The organism is Mesorhizobium sp. M0621 (assembly GCF_040320745.1).
Lineage (GTDB): Bacteria > Pseudomonadota > Alphaproteobacteria > Rhizobiales > Rhizobiaceae > Mesorhizobium.
In genome coordinates this window covers 45921-64635 of the sequence record NZ_JAMYQF010000038.1, presented here as the reverse complement: position 1 = coordinate 64635, position 18715 = coordinate 45921, and the positions used below count along the sequence as shown (strand labels likewise).

Here is an 18715-nt window from a genome sequence, read left to right as displayed (position 1 = left end):
ATCACTACGACCCCGCATCGCAAATCACTCCCGTTGTCAGACGAAAGTGAATCACAAAACAAAGCCAAACGCGACTTTTGCAGCAGCCTGTTAGAGCAATTCCAGGAAAAGTGTGAAACGGTTTTCCGTCCGGAATTGCGCCAAAACAAACAGAGAGAGCGGTTCGGCGTTTCCGTGAAACTATGAACCGCTGGCATAAAAAGGGACTAAAAGACCGCAATGGAAAAAGGCCGCATCCTGCTTTCGGTCACCGGCTTTCACCCGCAGCGCTGGCGCGACCTTTTGTCGGCCGAACGCGAGGTGGTGCTGGAGCCGGACGGCGCCAGCGACCCCTCGATCACCTATGCCGTGGTGTGGAAGCAGAAGCCGAACATCCTGGCGTCGCTGCCCAATCTGCGCGCCATCTTCTCGATCGGCGCCGGTGTCGACCATATCTTCGCCGACCCCGGCCTGCCCGATGTGCCGATCGTCAAGGTCGTCGCCGACAATCTCACCCAGTACATGACCGAATATGTCGTCTGGCGGGTGCTCGACCATCATCGCCAGGGCCTGCTCTACCGGTCGCAGCAGCTGAAGAAGATCTGGCACGAGCCGCAGCAAAGGCCGGCCGGTGACATTTCGGTCGGCATCATGGGCCTCGGCAGTCTCGGCCGCGCCGCGGCCTCGGTGCTTTTGTCGCTCGGCTTTGCCGTCAATGGCTGGTCGCGCAGCGACAAGGCCATGGAAGGCGTCGTGACCTATTCCGGGGAGGCCGGACTGATCCCCTTCCTCAAGGCGACCGACATCCTGGTCGTGCTTTTGCCGCTGACGCCGGACACCAAGGGTATCATCAACTATGGCGTGCTGAAGGAATTGAGGAAGCGCAACGGCCTCGGCGGCTCGGTGCTAATCAATGCCGGACGCGGCCGCCTGCAGAAGGATGCCGATATTTTGCGGGCGCTGGATGACGGCACGCTGAAAGAGGCGAGCCTAGACGTGTTCGAGGTCGAACCGCTACCGAAGACCAGTCCGCTGTGGCGACATCCAAAAGTGTTCGTGACGCCGCACGCGGCGGCGACCTCCGATCCTGTCCATTTGGCGCCGATCATGCTGCGCCAAATGAACGCTTTCGAACGCGGCGAAAAGCTCGACAATCTGGTGGACCGTAAAGCCGGATATTAACCAGGCAGAGCGAGCTTCTTCTGCTTGTCCGGCTGGCCGCACTCGCGGCGATCGATCGACCGGTTCATGGCATCGATCTGGCCGGTCGCCTGATCGGTATCGCGCTTGGCCTTGGAGCGCATGTCCGGCGTGAACGGGCCAAAGCCCATCGCCGGATTGGAGAATGTCGGCTTGGCCTTCGTCGGCAGGTTGTATTGCTGCGCCAGCCCGTTGCGCTGCGCCAGCAGCTGGTCGCACGGCACGCTGTCGTACTGCAGGGAGGACTGGATGTTGGCGTCCTGCCGTTCCGACATCGAATTGCCGCCAACGCAGCCAGCGGTCAGCAGGCAAGATGCCAAGACAATCATGTTGCAGCGCATCGACTATGCTCCTCCTGATATCCCGCCTTGATGCGACCAGATCGCAAATGTCAGTCGCGCATGCAAATCGGACTTTTTCGCAGCACGGATGTCTGTAAGGCCGACGAGAGACTACAGCCTCAAGCCGCCGGCAGCTTGCCCGCCACGACGACCAGCCCTTTGACGGGTTCCCGCCGGTCCAGCCGGATCACGGTCGTTTCCAGCGACAGGACCGAAAATCCGTTGGCGGCCAGGACGTCACGCACATAGTGTTCGGCATGCGCGTAGCGTCGCGATGGCTGCAAGACAAAATCGCCATCGCCGGCCAACCTCTCGACGGAAAACGCGAACAGGCCATCGCTAGCCAGCAAGCCGGCAATCGTCCTCACCACGTTGTCCAGCGCGCCGACATAGATGAAGACATCGGCCACAGCCACAAGATCGGCTTTCGGACCGGCATGGACAAAATCCCGCAGATCGGCCTTATCAAGGAAATCGTAGACGCCCTTGGACCGCGCCCTTTTCAGCATCCTGGCGGAAATGTCATAGCCCTCCAGCCGATCGACGATCGGCCGCAGACTCTGCCCCATCAGGCCGGTGCCGCAGCCGAGATCGAGCGCCAGCGGGAAGCGGCCCGGCCTTGCCGTTCGAACGGCTTGATCGAGCATCTCAGGCAGCCGGTAGCCCAGTCTGCCGACCAGCGATTCATCGAAGCTCTCGGCATAGTAGTCGAACAAGGTCTCGACGAAGGCGCTGGGGAGCGCGTCGACCACCGGCGCCTTGCCGATCAGTTGCAGATTCAGTGCGGCGCCTTGACGATCCGATGGATCGAGCTGCAGCGACATCGTCCAGGCCCGTGCTGCCAGATCCGGCGCGCCCGCCGCCTGCTGCATCTCGCCGAGGCGAAACCAGCCCATCGCCCATTGCGGTGTCATTTCCAGCGCACCGAGCAGCAATTCCGCTGCTGCCGCATGATCGCCATCTGCATGAAGCATCTCGGCATAATCGGCACGGCGATCGGCGTTCAAATCGCCGGACGAGGCCTGAAGCGGTTTCATGGCGATGGGTCCTGCCGGCGGATCGAGCCGGCGGTGCTGTATGCGGGAGTCAGCAGTCACTTACAACAGGCTTCCCGCAGCGGAATTATATCCTATCTTGGGGATCATGCGCGCCCGCGACCTGCTCCATCCCCGGCCCGAGGGCCTTTATTGCCCGCCGGGCGATTTCTTCATCGACCCGGTGCGGCCGGTCAACCGCGCGCTGATCACGCATGGCCATTCCGACCATGCGCGTTCCGGCCACCGCTCGGTGCTGGCGACGCAGCAGACGATCGACATCATGGGCCTGCGCTATGGCGAGGATTTTGCGGGAGCGACGCAAGCAGCCCGGCTCGGCGAGACGATTGACCTCAACGGCGTCAGCGTCAGCTTCCATCCAGCTGGCCATGTGCTGGGCTCGGCGCAGATATCAGTGGAGCATCAGGGCATGCGCATCGTCGCCTCCGGCGACTACAAGCGGCAGAGGGACGCAACCTGCGCGCCATTCGAGCCGATCCAGTGCGATGTGTTCATCACCGAAGCGACCTTCGGCCTGCCGGTGTTCCGTCATCCGCCCGACACCGAGGAGATCGCTCGCCTGCTGAAATCGGCGGCACAGTTTCCCGAACGCTCGCATCTGGTCGGCGCCTATGCGCTGGGCAAGGCGCAGCGGGTGATGCGGCTGTTGCGCGACGCCGGCTACGACAAGCCGCTCTACATCCATGGCGCACTGGCCAAACTCAGTGAATACTACCAGAGCCAGGGCGTCGACCTCGGGCGGTTGGAGCCGGCAACCGTCGAAAGTGGCGGCAAGGATGATTTCAGTGGCGCCATCGTCGTCGGCCCACCATCGGCCTTCGCCGACCGCTGGGTACGGCGCTTTCCCGATCCGATCTCATGCTTTGCCTCGGGCTGGATGCGCATTCGCCAGCGTGCCAAGCAAGGCGGCGTCGAACTGCCGCTGATCATCTCCGACCATGCCGACTGGGACGAACTGACCGCCACCATCAAGCAGACCGGCGCCGAGGAAATCTGGGTGACGCACGGCCGCGAGGAAGCGCTGGTGCGCTGGTGCGAACTCGAAGGCATCGCGGCGCGGCCACTGCACCTGGTGGGGTACGAGGACGAGGGCGATTGATGGCATGAACCGCTTCGCCGAACTTCTCGATCGACTGGTGCTGACGCCGTCGCGCAACGGCAAGCTGACCTTGCTGACCGACTATTTCCGCACCGTGGAGGATCCCGATCGCGGTTTGGCGCTGGCGGCCATCACCGGCGATCTCCACATCGCCGCGGTCAAGCCGGCGATGCTGCGCACACTGGTCACCGAGCGCATGGATCCGGTGCTGTTCGGCTATTCCTACGACTATGTCGGCGATCTTGCCGAAACGGTGTCGCTGGTCTGGCCGCAAACGCCCGGGAACATCCCGAACCGCGAGCCGACGCTGAGCGAGGTCGTCGCCAAACTGCAGGCGGCAAGCCGTTCCGACGGGCCGAAGGTACTGGCAGGGCTGCTCGACAGCGCCGGCATTTCGGCCCGCTTTGCCATCATCAAGCTGGTCACCGGCGGCCTGCGCATCGGCGTGTCGGCGCGGCTGGCCAAACAGGCGCTGGCGGATTTCGGCAATATCGATGTCACCGAGATCGAAGAGCTTTGGCACGGGCTGTCGCCGCCCTACACGGCGCTGTTCGCGTGGCTGGAAGGCAAGGCCGAAAAGCCCCGGAGCACGGCGATGGCGCTGTTTCGCCCGGTAATGCTGTCGAACCCGGTGGGTGACGGCGATCTCGAAAAGCTCGATCCGGCGGATTATGCAGCGGAGTGGAAATGGGACGGCATCCGCGTCCAGGCGGTGGCCGAAGGCGGCATCCGCCGGCTCTATTCGCGCACCGGCGACGATGTTTCGGGTGCCTTTCCCGACCTCGCCGACGCCATGCATTTTTCGGCGACGCTGGACGGCGAGCTGTTGGTCGGCGATCCCCGAGAGGCGACAGGAACATTCTCGGATCTGCAGCAGCGGCTGAACCGCAAGACGGTTACCGCGAAGATGCAGCAGCAATACCCGGCCTTCATGCGCTGCTATGATCTGCTGCAGATCGGCGACGAGGATTTGCGCGCGCTGCCGTTTCGCGAGCGCCGCGGCCGCCTCGAAAACTTCGTGAAAACGCTCGACCCAAGCCGGTTCGATCTGTCGCCGTTCGTCGAATTCTCGGACTGGCATGCGCTGGAAGAACTGCGGCGGGTACCACTGCATCCAATCATCGAAGGTGTCATGCTGAAGCGCTGGGACTCAGCCTATGTCGCCGGCCGGCCGAAAGGCCCTTGGTTCAAGTGGAAGCGCGATCCGCACACGGTGGACGCGGTGCTGATGTATGCGCAACGCGGTCATGGCAAGCGCTCGAGCTTCTACTCGGATTATACGTTCGGTGTCTGGTCAGGTCCCGAGGGCGAGGAGGAGCTGGTGCCGGTCGGCAAGGCCTATTTCGGCTTCACCGACGAGGAGTTGAGGCAGATCGACAAATATGTCCGCGACAACACGGTCGAGCGTTTCGGCCCGGTTCGCTCGGTGCGGGCCGACCGCGACAACGGCCTTGTACTGGAAGTCGCCTTCGAGGGGCTCAACCGCTCGACCCGGCACAAATCCGGCGTTGCCATGCGCTTTCCCCGCGTATCACGGCTGCGCTGGGACAAGCCGGCCAACGAGGCCGATCGCATAGAGACGCTGCAGGCGCTGCTCGATCGCTAGAACGCTCTTTTCAGCGCCTGATGCTTTACGGCTCGACCGAAACCCGGATTTCGTAGATGTCCGCGGCCTTGCCCTGCTTGTCGAAGTCGGAATTGATGGCGATCGTGCCGGCCGAGCCTGGACGCTTGTCGGGAAACTGCACGTCGAACAGATATTCGTTCTGCTGCTGGCCGACAGCATAGCGCTTGCGGCCGCAGTCGCCGAGTTCGCCAAAATTGCAGTCGACGGAAATCTGCGTCTCCTTGCCTTCCTCCGAGCGGGCGATGATATCGAACACGGCATGTTTGCCGGCGAGCTTCTCCAGCACGCCCTGTCCCACATCGAAGCTGATCGCCGAACCGGACGCGCCGGAACGGATGCGCAGGAACGACCCGGTATCGTCCTTCATCACCTCGGCCTTGGCGTCCGACGGCGCGCTGACATGCGACGCATCGGTCGGCGAAAACACGTTGATCCAGTCGCGCGTCTGGTCCGCGGCACCGGGCTTTGCCGGGCCGCCATCGGCCGGTGTAAAATCGTCGTCGTCGACGGTCGGCGGCGCTTGCGGCGGGGCGGTATCGAGTTGCGCCGACGTCTTGAACACGCCGGTCTGCACGGCGAAAAACAGGCCGATGCCAACAGCGGCAAGCAGCGTCACGGTCAGGAAGATGGCGGTCAGCGGCAGGCGACGCCCTCTTATGCGCCGTTCGTCGCGATCGGGCGCCACTTCCGTCGCCGCGCCGGCCGGAGCCGACATATCGATGGACGGAGCGTCGGGAAGGGCAGCGTCCGGCATGATGTCGGGAACCACCGGCAGCACGCGCGAGCGCGGCGCATCTGAGGCAGAGCGCGGCGCATCTGAGGCGGATAGCGCAGGCCCATCGACGACGACAGCGGGTGACGGTGTCTGTTGGCCCGTTTCGACCGCGGGAGCGGAGTCAGCCCCAAGCTCGACCGCCGGTGCATCGCCCTGCGGGCCGACATCCGACACCGCCGGCAGGAACTCGGATTCGATTTCCGCGATTTTCGCCTGGATCGCCTTGCGGCGCTTGATGGCGAGTTCCACGGTCACGTCCGGGTTGGCCTTTAGCGCGCGGTCGAGCGCAGAAAAAGCCGCGCGATAGACCCTTTCGCGGAACGCGCGGTCCTCGGCATTGCCTTTCTCCAAGGCGTTCCGGATCGCTTTTTCGATCGCGTCCAAGCGGGTCCCTCTGTCCGTTCGCCAACCTTGCCGTGATCGTTAGCCGCAGGCGGCCAATCAATCAACGGGCGAGCGGCGCATTCTGCCTTGGAGAGGTGTGCAAAGTCCATTGCGGCGCTGTTCCGGCAACGAAATCAGCATGTTTCATCGATTTTCACACTCCGGAAGGGCGCGCACCGTGCGCAGCGTGACTTCGCGACGATTGGCGAACAACGTGGTGGCGGGCTTTCGACGGCATGAGACGCTTGCATGAATTGCCAAGTCCCATCTTGAATTCGCGGGCGGTTGCGTCTATCACCCCCGCATCCTGGAGGCCTTGGCCCTCCCGGGCCGCTTTAGCTCAGTTGGTAGAGCACCGCATTCGTAATGCGGGGGTCGCGTGTTCGAGTCACGCAAGCGGCACCATTTTTCCCAAGAAAACAACCAATGGGCGCCATCACTGGACCAAGCCCGTTGCTTCCGTCGGCTATCTCCGCTGACACCTTGTCGGATAGGGAAGTGAAGTGGAGGCCTCGCCTCGGGATCGAACCGAGGCTTCAGAGATTTGCAGTCTCCAGCGTAGCCGCTCCGCCACGAGGCCATCGCTGTCCAAGTAACGGCCAAATCTTTACGGAAAGGTTAAGGTCGAGCGGATCGATCGAAACACCGCGAACCGTGCCGACCAGAACGGTCGGCGCCCCTCTCGACCTCACCGAAACTCACCCGCGATGCATCGCCGGCGAAGCACATCTGCCATTGTCGAGACCCCGGTTTGATGTGAAACTCGTAGCCTCAGCATGGGAGGTCAAAAATGCCCAATGGTTTCAAGACCGGAGACGTCGTCAAGCTGAAATCCGGAGGCCCCAGAATGACGGTCAGCGATGGCGCGGCCTCGGGCACGTATATGTGCCACTGGTTCAATCGCGAGGGCGAAGTGTGGACCCCGCAACATGCCGGGTTCAAGCCTGAACAACTGATTGCGGTCGACCAATCGGACTAGCGACGCCTCCGTAGAAGATGCGCTCGCCCTTCGACCATGTCGCCGCGGCCAGCCCCGGCCCGGCGAACGATCCCCGGCCAACGCGCTGGGCGAGCCACTCTGGCAGCCGTCCCAACGGACAGGACGGTGCTGAAGGGGCTGCTTGCCGGTCAGTCTGCCTCTCGACGGCCATCCTCGGCGACAAGTGTTTCCCGATTCCGCCGCAGTGTCGCGCACAGAACGATCCGGCGGACCAACCCGCAGGTAAGGTTAAATTCACTATACGTTTGTTCTTGCCGCGCAAATAATCGAAGAGTTTCCCGAAACTATGCTCAGGCATCTTCATGGGAAAATCTGCGATTCAGCTTCGAACCCTTGGGCGGGTGCTCTGCCATCCGCTGACGTTGGCCGTGGTCGGCCTTGCCGGCGTTTTCGCCGCCGGACAGGCCGAGCACGAATGGCTGTCGGTGCCGTTCTCGCTGGCGCTTGTAGCAGCCCTTGCCGGACTTCTGTTCCTAGCTACGGGGCGCCTCGCCTTTTCCGTCTATCTCGCCTGGATGAGCGTTGCCTTCGTCACCGTGGTGTCAGCGATCAAATTCTGGATGAAAGGGTTTTCGCTGCATTTCTACGACGCGGTCTTCGTGTCGAGGGATCCGGAAGTGTATCGCTTCCTGCTCGGCTCCTATCTCCATCTCATCGCGCCGGTCGTCATTGCCTTGGTGCTCGGCATCTCGGCGGCGATCCTCCTGTTCCGGATCGATCGAAAAATTGGCTGGCCGGTGTTGGCACGCGTCCTGATCATGGCGGTGCTCGTCGTTCTGGTTCCGCTGACCTTTCCGGCCGAGGCATCGAAGGACCGCTATTTCTACTACATGCAAGGCCGGCATATGTCGGCCTTCTTCGTCTCGCTGCTGGATCTGCGCAATTTGGTCGTCGAGCCGGCCTTCGAGAAGCGGCTGCAGGCCGTCGCGCCGCAGCTGCCTTTTGCCGACACGGTCGATTGCGGCGACCGCACGAACCTTCCCGATGTCTTCTTCGTGCTCAGCGAAAGCCAGTCCGATCCCGGCTATTTCCTACAGGTCGGCAATGGCGCGGGCTTCCTGCAGAGATTCGCACCGAGAGCCGGCACGCCGCATCCTATGCAGGTCGAGACGTTTGGCGGCGGCACCTGGATCACTAATCTGTCGCTGATGACCGGCCTGTCGGCCACCGATTTCGGCTGGCGAAGCCCCTATCTGACGATCACCCTGCAAGACAAAGTCGCCGGTGCCTTGCCGGAGGTGCTGGCGCGCTGCGGCTATCGGACGGCGGTGATGACGCCGATGGACTTTTCGTTCGTCAATGAAGGCCCGTTCCTGAAGTCGATTGGCGTCGAGACCGTGCTCGACATCAAGGACATCGCGGCGCCCTTCTATCATCTGCGCGACAACTTCTACTATCACGCAGCCGAGGCGTTCATTGCCCGGCACCGCAAGGAGGACGGCCGGCCGCTATTTCTCGAGATCCAGACCATGTTTCCGCACTCACCCTATGAGGGGCGGATGGAGCCCGAGCTGAAGGTCGAGGGCGAGCCGTTCTCGAACGATTTCCAGGCCAATGAATATCTGCGCCGGATGGCGGTGGCGCGCGGCGATTTCCAGGATTTCCTCGACAACAGGCAAGCGGATGCCGGCCCGCGCGGCGCCGTGGTGCTCGAATTCGGCGACCACCAGTCGTCGGCGACAAAGCCGTTCGTCGATGCGATCGCCGGCGACGAGGCATTGGCAAATCCTGGCTCGCTTGCCTATCGCACCTTCTACACGCTTACCACCTTCAACCATGAGCTGCGCCACCCGATGCCTGACTTGGCGCCGCTCGACGTCGGCTTTCTCAGTGCAAGCCTGCTCGACGCCGCCGGCCTGCCAATGTCGCCTGTCATGACCGATCTCGTGCGGCTGCGCGACCATTGCGGCGGCAGGTTTCATGGCTGCAAGGATCGGGCCGAAGTGGATGCGCATCTGCGCCGCCGCGTCGATTCAGGGCTGCTGCATCTGTTCCCGGAAGCGGTGCCGTTGCGCGGGCTGGCACGGATGAATTGACGATACGGGGCAACGTTGAACGGTATACGACGAAACTGCCTACTCAACTACCCAACGTCCGTGTCTAACACCATCGATAGCTAGTACAATCAGGTTTACAAAACCATTTGGATTTCTTCTTCTACGCCGGTTCGTATCGATTCGTATCTTTTTCGACTCAAATGAATTGCAGGAGGGGGAACTCGATGGCCCATACTTTGTCGTTCAAACGGTCTCACGCTTCAATAAATAGCTTCCCCCCCACCACATTGCCTGACTTTACTCTCATCACAGGACCCAATGGTTCAGGGAAAACGCATCTTCTCCAAGCGCTTAATCTTGGGTTTGTAAGAACTGATGCAGCACCAGAACAATCCCAGTCAAATCAATCAATGATTAAGCTATTTGATTGGTCGAACATGGTCCCGCAGGATAGCGGTTTTTTTACTAGCGAATCTATACGAAATGAACGCCAAAGCTTGTTTACCAATTTTACAAACCTTAAACAACAGCAAGCTTGGCTAGAGCCGGCTCGGACTGTTGCCAGAAAGTGGGGGCTAGCCGCAGAGTATGTCAGTGAGCCGTCGATAATTCTCTTACTCTCGGATGTCAGATTGGTTAATCTCGCTGGAGACGTCGAGAAATCTGCTACTCTGACAAATGAACTTAAGAGCGCCCTAAATAGTTTTGAGACAAACGTTTTGAATAGCCTTGACCCTGCTTCGCAATCACAACTGCGAGCGGTCTCCAACTATTTACGAAAACCCATCTCCGCACTAAGCGAGAAAGACATTCTTTCTCCAGCGATCCCAACTTGGGGTCAGAGTGACATCTTTCAGCAATCATTCGCTCGACTGTTCGTAGCCTATCGTGACCTTAGACTCGCTAACACATTAGCCCAATTTAGAGCATCTAAGGGACATGACGCCAACTTCCTCACAGACGACGAATTTATTCAGAGGCATGGGGCGCCACCGTGGGATTTCGTGAACGATTCCCTATTAAAGGCAAATCTTGATTTTTACATTAACGACCCATCTCCAGATGATTATACGCCATTTCAGCCAACTCTTACAAAAAGGTCCAGCGGCGTTTCTATACCATTTTCGTCTCTATCTTCTGGAGAGAAGATACTTATGTCATTTGCATTCTGTGTATATTATTCTAGCGACACGCGCCAAATCTCTGTTCGCCCAAAAGTTCTATTGCTCGATGAAATCGACGCCCCACTCCATCCATCTATGTCTAAAAACATTATCGATACAATTGTAGAAATTCTGGTGGGTTCCTTCGGCATTAAAATTATCGCCACCACGCATTCACCTTCGACGATAGCGCTTGCGCCAGAGGATAGTATATTCACCATGCGGTCTGGCGAACCAGGCCTTCACAAGAGCTCAAAGGCCGCCGCGCTCAATATCCTCACTGTCGGCGTACCCACCATTGCGATTTCGCATGATGGCAGGAGACAGGTCTTCGTTGAGAGTCCAGCGGACGCCAAAATTTATGACAGTTTATACAAACTTTTGAAGCCTAAACTTTCTTCAGATCGTTCGCTAGAATTTGTCGCTACTGGAACTCGGTCCGCTGGGAGTAGCGATCGAAATACCGGCTGTGACGTCGTGAAGCGGCTGGTCTCAGAACTTTCGGCGGCAGGAAACATTTCTGTGTTCGGCCTTCTGGATTGGGACGGCAAGAACAATCCCAGCAACAGAGTGTCAGTTCTCGCTCACGGCTCACGAAATGGACTAGAGAATGTGGTCTTGGACCCGCTCTTATTAGGAATCGCTATCTGCAGAGCGTTTTCCAGCACTCGTGAGGAAATTGGCATACCTGCGTCAATGAGTTACTTGCAGCTAATAGCCGGTGGTCGCGAACTATTCCAAAAAATGGTAACAGCGGTGACTACCACCGTTTTTAAATCCTCGCCGACATCTACCTCAACAGCGATCTATACGGATGGATTGAACTTACAGATCGACAGTCGATATTTCACAATAGACGATCACGCTTTAGAGGCGTTGATCCTTACGGCATTTCCATTTTTAAATTCTATTTCAAGAAACCACCCCGGAAAATTGGTCGAGAACGTTATCCAGAATGTCTTAGGGGATAACCCTGGCCTAATGCCTATAGAGGTAATGACAACGATTGAACATCTGTTAAATCAGCCTGCCCATATATGAAATTTATTCACGTTGTCAGAATCTGTATTTGTCACATTGCTTCCAGCGTCGCCACCGTCTTCAAGGCGCCATCGAGCATGTCGCCCTTCTCGTCCTTCAGCGCCATCTCGCGCAGGCGGCGGATCCAGTCGGCGGCGTCCGCGCGTCCTTTCACTAGATCGAGCGCCGACAGCACGCGATCGAATTTCGACTGCGCACGGACATGGGTATCGCTGTAGCCCTTGATCAGCCGGCGGCAGTTGAGGATTTCGACGGCCAGCGCATAGTCAGTCGGCACATAACCAAGAGCCAGCGCGTACCAGCGATCGAGATGCGCGACCTCGACCTTGTGGCGCAGCAGGCTGCGGCGCCAGCGGCGCAGGCCGCCGATGAACCAGAGTGCTGCAAAGCCGGCAAAACTGTCGGTGCGGATGCGGCGGCCATGGTTGATGCGGCGGTCGAGAAAGGCGGCGAGCTTCGGCCGGTTCTCGATGTAGCTGCCCAGCCCCGCCGGTAGCGTGCCGCAGAACTCCTCGATGCGCGGATGGAAATATTCGGTCACCTGCAGGATCGAGCCGTCCTTGACGCCGACCTCGCGGCGCACGCGTTTATCTCGCGTCGAGCGCGTCTTCAGATCGGCGACGCGAATCATGTCGTCGTAACATAGCGCATTGGCCAGATGCTTCGCGGCAGCGATGGACAAGCCATATCCGCGATCCGGCCCGTCCAGCGCGACCGCCTTGTCCAGCCGGTCGAGATACTCGCGCCCGTAGGCGATGTCCTGATAGTCGACGACCTTTCGCAGGCCCCGAAGCGCCATGTCGCGCACCGCCACGGGCAACAGATCGATGCGGACGGCCAAGGCCTGCCAGCCTTGCAGCAGGTTTTGCGGGCCGCTGACCTGTCCTGTGGCCAAGGCGGATTCGACGATGGCTGGCTTCGCCGGCTTAGGCGCTGGTGCTGCCGTGCCATGCGCGCGATCAAACGAGGCGCCGAAGGCCGCGAGGCTGGCCTTGACGCCCCGGCCACCGGCACCGATCGCCTGTTCGTAGCTCTCGCGAGAGAACGGCAGGGCGTCGGACCCCGCCAGCGCGCCAAGCAGGCTGGCCGAGATCATCGAGCCATTGTCGGCGGCGATCTTTTCCATGTCGAAAGCGATGAAGCGCTTCGATGCGGCTTCCGCCGTCGCGTGCACCTTGGACGACGAGGCACGGCCGTCGCCCGGTTCGATCTTTTCCGACACGGCGGCGATGCGGTGCGACGAGGCGATCAGCGTGGTGCGTTCGGGCGTGACGAAGCCGCGGATGATGGCGCGGCCGGCTTCCATCAGTTCCGCCGCGATCAGGATGTCGACGTCGCCTTGCGAGGGCGACAGCGCGAAGACGGGCAAGCGGCCGGTGTCACGGGCCATCTCGACATAATAGATGGTGGCGCCGGTGCGCTGGGCGACGCCGGCGACCGAGGTCGATTGCGCAACAAAGCCGTTGCGCTCCGCGACATCGGTGATCCAGTCGGCAAGCACGCCGCCGCCCTGGCCCCCGACCGCCAGCACGGCAAGCTTGATGACGCGCTGGTCATCCTGGGCACTGGGCCGGGCGCGAAGTGGGGGGACAGCGTCAAGCATCGGCGAAAGTCAGGCGCCGGCTTTCGCGGCGGCGCTGCAACAGGCTGATGGTGGCGCGGCGCGTCGCTTCGAGGGCGCGGTCCCAGCGGCTTGGATTGTGCACAACGTCGGCGCGATAGAAGGACGGGCACAGCACCGCCGCATCGGCGACCTCGCCGCAATTGCCACAGCCGACGCAGCTCTGGTCGATATGCGCCACCGGATCGTCGCGCAGCGGATCGTCGAGCGACTTCACCGATAGCGACGGACAGCCCGACAGCCGCATGCAGGCATGGTCGCCCGTGCAGATGTCCTCGTCGACGCCGAACTTCGGTTTTATCACCCGCTCGCCGCCCTTAATTGCCTTGTCGACCAGCGGCTTTTCGCGGCGCTGGCGGTTGAGCATGCATTCGGACGAGGCGACGATGACCTTCGGCCCCTTCTCCTCGGTGGTCAGTGCCTCGCGCAACGTGTCCTGCATCTTGGTCACGTCATAGGTGCGATCGACATGGCGCAACCATTTGACGCCCATTCCTTTCACCGCCTCGGTGATCGGATGCTTCGTCGACTTTGTCTTGTTGCCGGCGCGTGATGACAGGATGTCCTGCCCGCCGGTGGCGGCCGAGTAAAAATTGTCGACGATGACGATGACGCCGTCGTTCTTGTTGAACACCGCATTGCCGATCGAGGAGGTCAGGCCGTTGTGCCAGAAGCCGCCATCGCCGACGAAGGAGATCGACCGGCGCTTGGCGTCTGGCGAATTGAATGCCGAGGCGGAAGCCGGCCCCAGCCCGTAGCCCATGGTGGTGGCGCCGAGCTCGAAAGGCGGCATGATCGAGAACAGATGGCAACCAATATCGGAGGCGATGTGATGCTTGCCGAGTTCCTGCTCGACCAGCTTGGTCGCGGCAAAGATCGGCCGCTCCGGGCAGCCGATGCAAAAGCCCGGCGGGCGACCCGGCACGACATTGATCAGGTCTGCTGTGTCGACGCCGTCGCCCACCTTGTTGGGGGCACGCACCTCGCCCGGAAGCAGATGCGGTGCTTCGGCGCGCAGGAAGGCGCCGATGCCGTCGAGCATGACCTGGCCAGTGTATTCGCCGGCCATCGGCAGATGCTCCTTGCCGACCAGCCTGGTGCCGCGCCCGGCCTTATGCAGCATCGCGGCGAAGGCCTGCTCGATGTAGTTGGGCTGGCCCTCCTCGACGGCGAGTACGGATTGCTTCCCTTCGCAGAAGGACAGGAACTCGTCATCGATCAGCGGATAGACGGCGTTGAGCACGTAAAGCGGAACATCGGTGTCGCCATAGGTGTCGGCAAGGCCGAGACGCTGCAAGGCGCGGATGACCGAATTGTACATGCCGCCCTGCATGACGATGCCGACCGAACCATGATCCGAGCCGAAGAATTCATTGATCTTGTTCTTGCGGATGAAATCGACCGCCGCCGGCCAGCGCTTCTGCACCTTTTCCTTCTCGTGCAGGAAGGATGCGGGCGGCAGCACGATGCGGCCGGTGTCGCGGCGTGGTGCATCAAGCGCATCTGCGACCGTCATCGGCGGCCGCTTGTTGTCCTTGGCGATGAAATGGCCGTGGACATGGCAGCAGCGGATACGAACCTGCAGCATGACCGGCGTGTTGGAGATCTCCGACAGCTCGAAGCCGTCCTCCACCGCCTTGACGATCGACGGCAGATTGGGGCGCGGGTCGAGCAGCCAGACCTGGCTTTTCATGGCGAAGGCATGGCTGCGTTCCTGCATGATCGAGGAGCCCTCGCCGTAATCCTCGCCAACGATGATCAGTGCGCCGCCGGTGACACCGCCGGACGCCAGATTGGCGAGCGCGTCGGAGGCGACATTGGTGCCGACGGTCGACTTGAAGGTCGCAGCGCCACGGATCGGGTAGTGCACCGAGGCGGCCAGCATGGCGGTGGCGGTGGCTTCCGAGGCGCTGGCCTCGAAATGCACCCCGAGTTCGCCCAGAATGTCCTGCGCGTCGGCCAGCACGTCCATCAGGTGGCTGATCGGCGCGCCCTGATAGCCGCCGACATAGCCGACGCCGCATTGCAGCAGCGCCTTGGTGATGGCGAGGATGCCTTCGCCGGCAAACTCCTCGCCGGCGCCGAGCCTGAGTTTTTCGACTTCCTTGGCAAAAGACCGTTCGGCCATTTTGTGACTCCTTCCGTTACCGCCCGGGGTTGGCGGCGCGTAGGTCTATCTGTTTGAGCATGACCTCTTCCGAAAACCGGGGCCACTTTTCGGGGTCATGCTAGATGTCGTGCTTGCGAATGTTCTTCAGCATTTTCAAAAGCGTCGCGATGAGTGCGGAATATTCGGCGTCGTCGATATCGTCGAACATCGCCTCGAACGCGTCATGCATGGCCGGCCAGGCGCGGGTGAACTCAGTGCGGCCGTCATCGGTCAGGAACACATGGCGGATGCGGCTGTCGGTGACGCCCTGCTCGCGCCGCACAAGGCCCTGGCCCTCCAGCGAGTCGAGCGTCCGGCTCAAGGTCGACTGCTCGATGACAGTATAGACCGAGAGGTCGTTGACGGTGATGCCGTCGGTGACCGACAGCACCGCCAACGTGCGGACCTGCGGGATGGTCAGGCCCTGCTTGCGGAAATCGTCGCGCAAGGTGGCGTTGTAGCGGCCCATGATGCGGTTCATCAGATAGGGCGCGAATTGCTGCAGGCCGATCTGCCCCAAGGTCGAAATGCGCTGGCGCTTTTCCGGAACTTTCTGTTCCATCACAGCCTCCCCGCCAGGAGAAAGCCGGAGCCGCCGCCGAGCCCCGCACCCGGATGGGTCGAGGCGCCGATATGGTAGAGGCCCTTGATGCCGGTCTGATGGTTGCGGCTGGTCTTGAACGGCCGCCACAGGAACGACTGGTCGAGGGTCGAGGAGCCGCCATAAGGGTCGCCGCCGACCAGATTGATGTTCATCGCTTCGAGGTCGGCTGGAGAATAGGCCCGGCGCGCAATGACGCTATCCCTAAAGCCGTCGATGTGGCTGGCAAGGATCGCTTCTGCACGGTCGGCATAGGCATCGCGCAGCGCGTCGGTCCATTGCCCGTCAGCCGGCGCCTGCAGCTTGTCCGCCGCGTCACCCTTGATGTGGCGAGGTGCCTCGGGCAGTTGCAGCCACAGGATCGCCTTGCCCGGCGGACAGCGCGACGGATCGAGTGCATGCGGCTGGCCGACGCAGATGGTCGGCACCTCCGGCAGCATGCCGCGCGCTGCTTCGTTGCAGGCTTTCGACACGCCATCCAGTCCCGGCGTCAGGTGCAGCAACGCCACCTTGTCCAGCCCTTCGCCCGGCCATGCCGGCGGCTTGTTAAGCGCATAATGGACCTGGAAATTGCCTTTGCCGTAACGATATTTCTGCGTCGCCTCGACATCAGCTTTGGGCGCATCCGCGCCGAGCAGCCGGCCATAGAGCTGCGTCGGCGTGACCGAGCAGATGACGCTCTTCTTCGCATGGACGATTTCGCCCGAGGCCAGCCGCACGCCGGTGGCGCGCCCCTCGGTCTGGATGATGGAAGCAACGTCCGCTTCGGTGGAGATGACACCGCCGCGCTCGGTAATGAGTGCTTCGAAGGCCGAAAGCAGGTTCTTCGCGCCGCCCTTGACGATCGGCGCGCCGGCCGCCTCGAGTGCAAAGGCGATCACCCTGGCGATCTGGCCGGAAAACGCATCCTCGGGCCCGAGACCCGCATGCAGCACCCACGGCGCCCACAGCGCACGGATGGTCTCCGACTGGTAGGTGCTTTCGAGCCAGCTGCGCGCCGGCACCAGCGCTTCGCCGAGAAAGGCGGCAAGGCCGCGCGGGCCGCGCCGCCAGCCATCGCCGGCCAGCAGCTTGGCTGTCGGATAGGACCACAGGCTGCCGCCGAGCAGGCCGAACAGCAGGCCGGCATTGCGCTCTATGCCGCCGACATCGTCCGCGTGCCGGTCGCCGTCGCCTGCCGCGATCGCATTGAGGGCGGCAACATTGGCGGCGCGGTCGGTGCTGAGCACGGCATGGCTGCCGTCCGGCCGCAGAACGCCGGTCGGCGTGCCGGTAGGGCAGAACTCCAGCCCGTGCCGTGCAAGGTCGGCGCCCAGTGCCGCAAAGGCCGGCGAGGTGATGAACAGGACGAAGGTCGTCGCCATCACGTCATGGATGAAGCCGGGCGCGGTGATCTCCTCTGTGCGCATGCAGCCGCCAATGCGGTCGTTGCGTTCGAGGACGAGCACCTTCGCGCCCTTGCCGCCGAGCATCGCCGCGCAGACCAGCGCGTTGATGCCGCTGCCGACGATGATGTGATCGGGGGCTTTCATTGGGGGGTGCTCTTCGTCGACGGGAAAGAGACCCCAATCGCAAAGGATGGCGTTCCTTCGCGCCCCCCTCTGTCCTGCCGGACATCTCCCCCTCTTGGGGGGAGATTGGCAGCTTCGGCGCTCCGCTCATTCCTGCGACTTTGGAGATTGGCTAAGATGGCAATGACAGTCGATCTCCCCCCTTGAGGGGGAGATGTCCGGCAGGACAGAGGGGGGCGCCGTAGAGTGGCGGCGTTGCAAGGCTGCCACCCTCCACCCGTCATCGGAACATTGCCTACACACATGATCTTCTCCCGAAGACCCATCCCGCCCTATTGCTTCGACACCAGCGCCAGCGCGCGGATCGGGCTGCCGGTCCCGTGCTCGATCTTCAGCGGTGCGGCGATCAGGATGGCGCCCTTCGGCGGCAGCTGGTCGAGGTTGCAAAGGCTGGCGAGACCGTAGCGGTTGGCCTTGTGCATCAGCGTGTGCGCCGGGAATGGCGGCTCCATGCCGCCGGCCTTGCCGGCATCGGTGCCGATCGTCTCGCTGCCCCAGCCCTTGATGTCCTTGCTGATCAGGAACTGGATGGCTTCGGCGGTCGGGCCGGGCGTGTGCGGGCCGGTCTCGTTGGCGTTGAGGAACTCGGCTTCCGAGCCGTTGCGCTTGTACCAGTCGGTGCGCATCACCACCCATTCGCCGGCATTGATAGCGCCATGCTTGGCTTCCCACGCCTTGATGTGGTCGACGGTGAGCAGGAAATCAGGGTCGGCGGCGGCTTCCTTCGAACAGTCGATGACATTGACCGGGCCGACGAAATTCTGCGCCGGAATGGTGTCGGTGGCGCCGTCGGCATAGTCCTTGCCAGAGATCCAGTGCTGCGGCGCATCGAAATGCGTGCCCGAATGCTCGCCGAGCTTCAGCCAGTTCCATGCCCACCATGGGCCGTTCTTGTCATAGCGGGAGATCGAGTGGATCTCGATCTTGGGCGTGTCGACGGCGAGTTCCGGCGGCAGCTTGATCAGCGGCGTGTCGGGTCCGAGCGGCGCCGTCAGGTCTACCACCTTGATGGCGCCTGAAAGAAGCTGGCCGGCGACTTCGCCGAGGAGTTTTTGGGTGTCCATGGTTTTCTGTTCCCTCTTTCGTGTGATGATCAAGGCTCGTCTCGGCCC

The 18715-nt window shown here is 61.6% G+C and carries 15 protein-coding genes and 2 tRNA genes; 8 read left to right on the top strand and 9 right to left on the bottom strand.

What is annotated here, in order from left to right; genetic code table 11:
• The coding region (locus tag NKI38_RS23130; protein ID WP_352661111.1) for a hypothetical protein at nt 1-186 on the top strand (186 nt) is incomplete at its 5' end.
• 33 nt (nt 187-219) lie between these two features.
• A complete protein-coding gene (locus tag NKI38_RS23125; RefSeq protein WP_352661108.1) occupies nt 220-1161 on the top strand; it encodes a 2-hydroxyacid dehydrogenase in 942 nt (313 codons plus the stop codon).
• Here the strand turns inward: NKI38_RS23125 and NKI38_RS23120 are convergent.
• Nucleotides 1158-1520, bottom strand: a complete 363-nt coding sequence (locus NKI38_RS23120; protein ID WP_352629837.1) for a hypothetical protein — start codon at nt 1518-1520, stop codon at nt 1158-1160. The two genes, NKI38_RS23125 and NKI38_RS23120, sit on opposite strands and share 4 nt — an antisense overlap.
• Before the next feature lie 119 nt (nt 1521-1639).
• Entirely contained in the window at nt 1640-2557 is a 918-nt protein-coding gene (locus NKI38_RS23115; protein ID WP_352661105.1) for a class I SAM-dependent DNA methyltransferase, read from the bottom strand.
• Nucleotides 2558-2663: 106 nt separating this feature from the next.
• Between NKI38_RS23115 and NKI38_RS23110 the strand changes: the two genes are divergently transcribed.
• Both NKI38_RS23110 and NKI38_RS23105 read left to right on the top strand, forming a co-directional pair.
• A complete protein-coding gene (locus NKI38_RS23110) occupies nt 2664-3674 on the top strand; it encodes a ligase-associated DNA damage response exonuclease (RefSeq protein ID WP_352661102.1) in 1011 nt (336 codons plus the stop codon).
• A gap of 4 nt (nt 3675-3678) precedes the next feature.
• Nucleotides 3679-5280 carry a cisplatin damage response ATP-dependent DNA ligase gene (locus tag NKI38_RS23105; protein WP_352661099.1) on the top strand — a complete coding sequence of 534 codons (1602 nt, stop codon included), beginning with the start codon at nt 3679-3681 and terminating at the stop codon, nt 5278-5280.
• Nucleotides 5281-5305: 25 nt separating this feature from the next.
• Here NKI38_RS23105 and NKI38_RS23100 read toward each other — a convergent pair whose 3' ends face one another.
• On the bottom strand, nt 5306-6460 hold the full coding sequence (locus NKI38_RS23100) for a hypothetical protein (RefSeq protein ID WP_352661096.1): 1155 nt from the start codon (nt 6458-6460) through the stop codon (nt 5306-5308).
• Between the two features lie 329 nt (nt 6461-6789).
• On the opposite strand from NKI38_RS23100, the gene NKI38_RS23095 reads away from it, so the two are divergent.
• Nucleotides 6790-6865: transfer RNA gene (locus NKI38_RS23095), tRNA-Thr, on the top strand.
• A 99-nt stretch (nt 6866-6964) separates the two neighbouring features.
• Here the strand turns inward: NKI38_RS23095 and NKI38_RS23090 are convergent.
• Nucleotides 6965-7040, bottom strand: a tRNA-Cys gene (locus NKI38_RS23090).
• 210 nt (nt 7041-7250) lie between these two features.
• Here NKI38_RS23090 and NKI38_RS23085 point away from each other — a divergent pair.
• The 3 genes from NKI38_RS23085 (at nt 7251) to NKI38_RS23075 (ending at nt 11661) form a co-directional block, all read left to right on the top strand.
• The gene (locus NKI38_RS23085; RefSeq protein WP_352661093.1) at nt 7251-7439 is read left to right on the top strand and encodes a YodC family protein; all 189 of its coding nucleotides are present in this window, start codon (nt 7251-7253) and stop codon (nt 7437-7439) included.
• Nucleotides 7440-7762: 323 nt separating this feature from the next.
• Entirely contained in the window at nt 7763-9496 is a 1734-nt protein-coding gene (locus NKI38_RS23080) for a sulfatase-like hydrolase/transferase (RefSeq protein ID WP_352661090.1), read from the top strand.
• Between the two features lie 185 nt (nt 9497-9681).
• A complete protein-coding gene (locus tag NKI38_RS23075; protein WP_352661087.1) occupies nt 9682-11661 on the top strand; it encodes an AAA family ATPase in 1980 nt (659 codons plus the stop codon).
• A gap of 31 nt (nt 11662-11692) precedes the next feature.
• On the opposite strand, the gene NKI38_RS23070 is transcribed toward NKI38_RS23075, so the two are convergent.
• The 5 genes from NKI38_RS23070 to NKI38_RS23050 form a co-directional block, all read right to left on the bottom strand.
• Nucleotides 11693-13264, bottom strand: coding sequence for an indolepyruvate oxidoreductase subunit beta family protein (locus NKI38_RS23070; protein ID WP_352661084.1), 1572 nt, complete (start codon nt 13262-13264; stop codon nt 11693-11695).
• Nucleotides 13257-15410 (bottom strand): thiamine pyrophosphate-dependent enzyme, encoded by a 2154-nt coding sequence (locus NKI38_RS23065; protein ID WP_352661081.1) that lies wholly within the window; start codon nt 15408-15410, stop codon nt 13257-13259. Before NKI38_RS23065 ends, NKI38_RS23070 begins: the two co-directional genes overlap by 8 nt.
• Nucleotides 15411-15510: 100 nt before the next feature.
• The gene (locus NKI38_RS23060; RefSeq protein ID WP_352629876.1) at nt 15511-15993 is read right to left on the bottom strand and encodes a MarR family winged helix-turn-helix transcriptional regulator; all 483 of its coding nucleotides are present in this window, start codon (nt 15991-15993) and stop codon (nt 15511-15513) included.
• Entirely contained in the window at nt 15993-17564 is a 1572-nt protein-coding gene (locus NKI38_RS23055) for a phytoene desaturase family protein (RefSeq protein WP_352661078.1), read from the bottom strand. The genes NKI38_RS23060 and NKI38_RS23055 overlap by 1 nt, the downstream gene beginning before the upstream one ends.
• A 311-nt stretch (nt 17565-17875) precedes the next feature.
• Nucleotides 17876-18667, bottom strand: a complete 792-nt coding sequence (locus tag NKI38_RS23050; RefSeq protein ID WP_352661075.1) for a cyclase family protein — start codon at nt 18665-18667, stop codon at nt 17876-17878.
• Between the last annotated feature and the right edge of the window lie 48 nt (nt 18668-18715).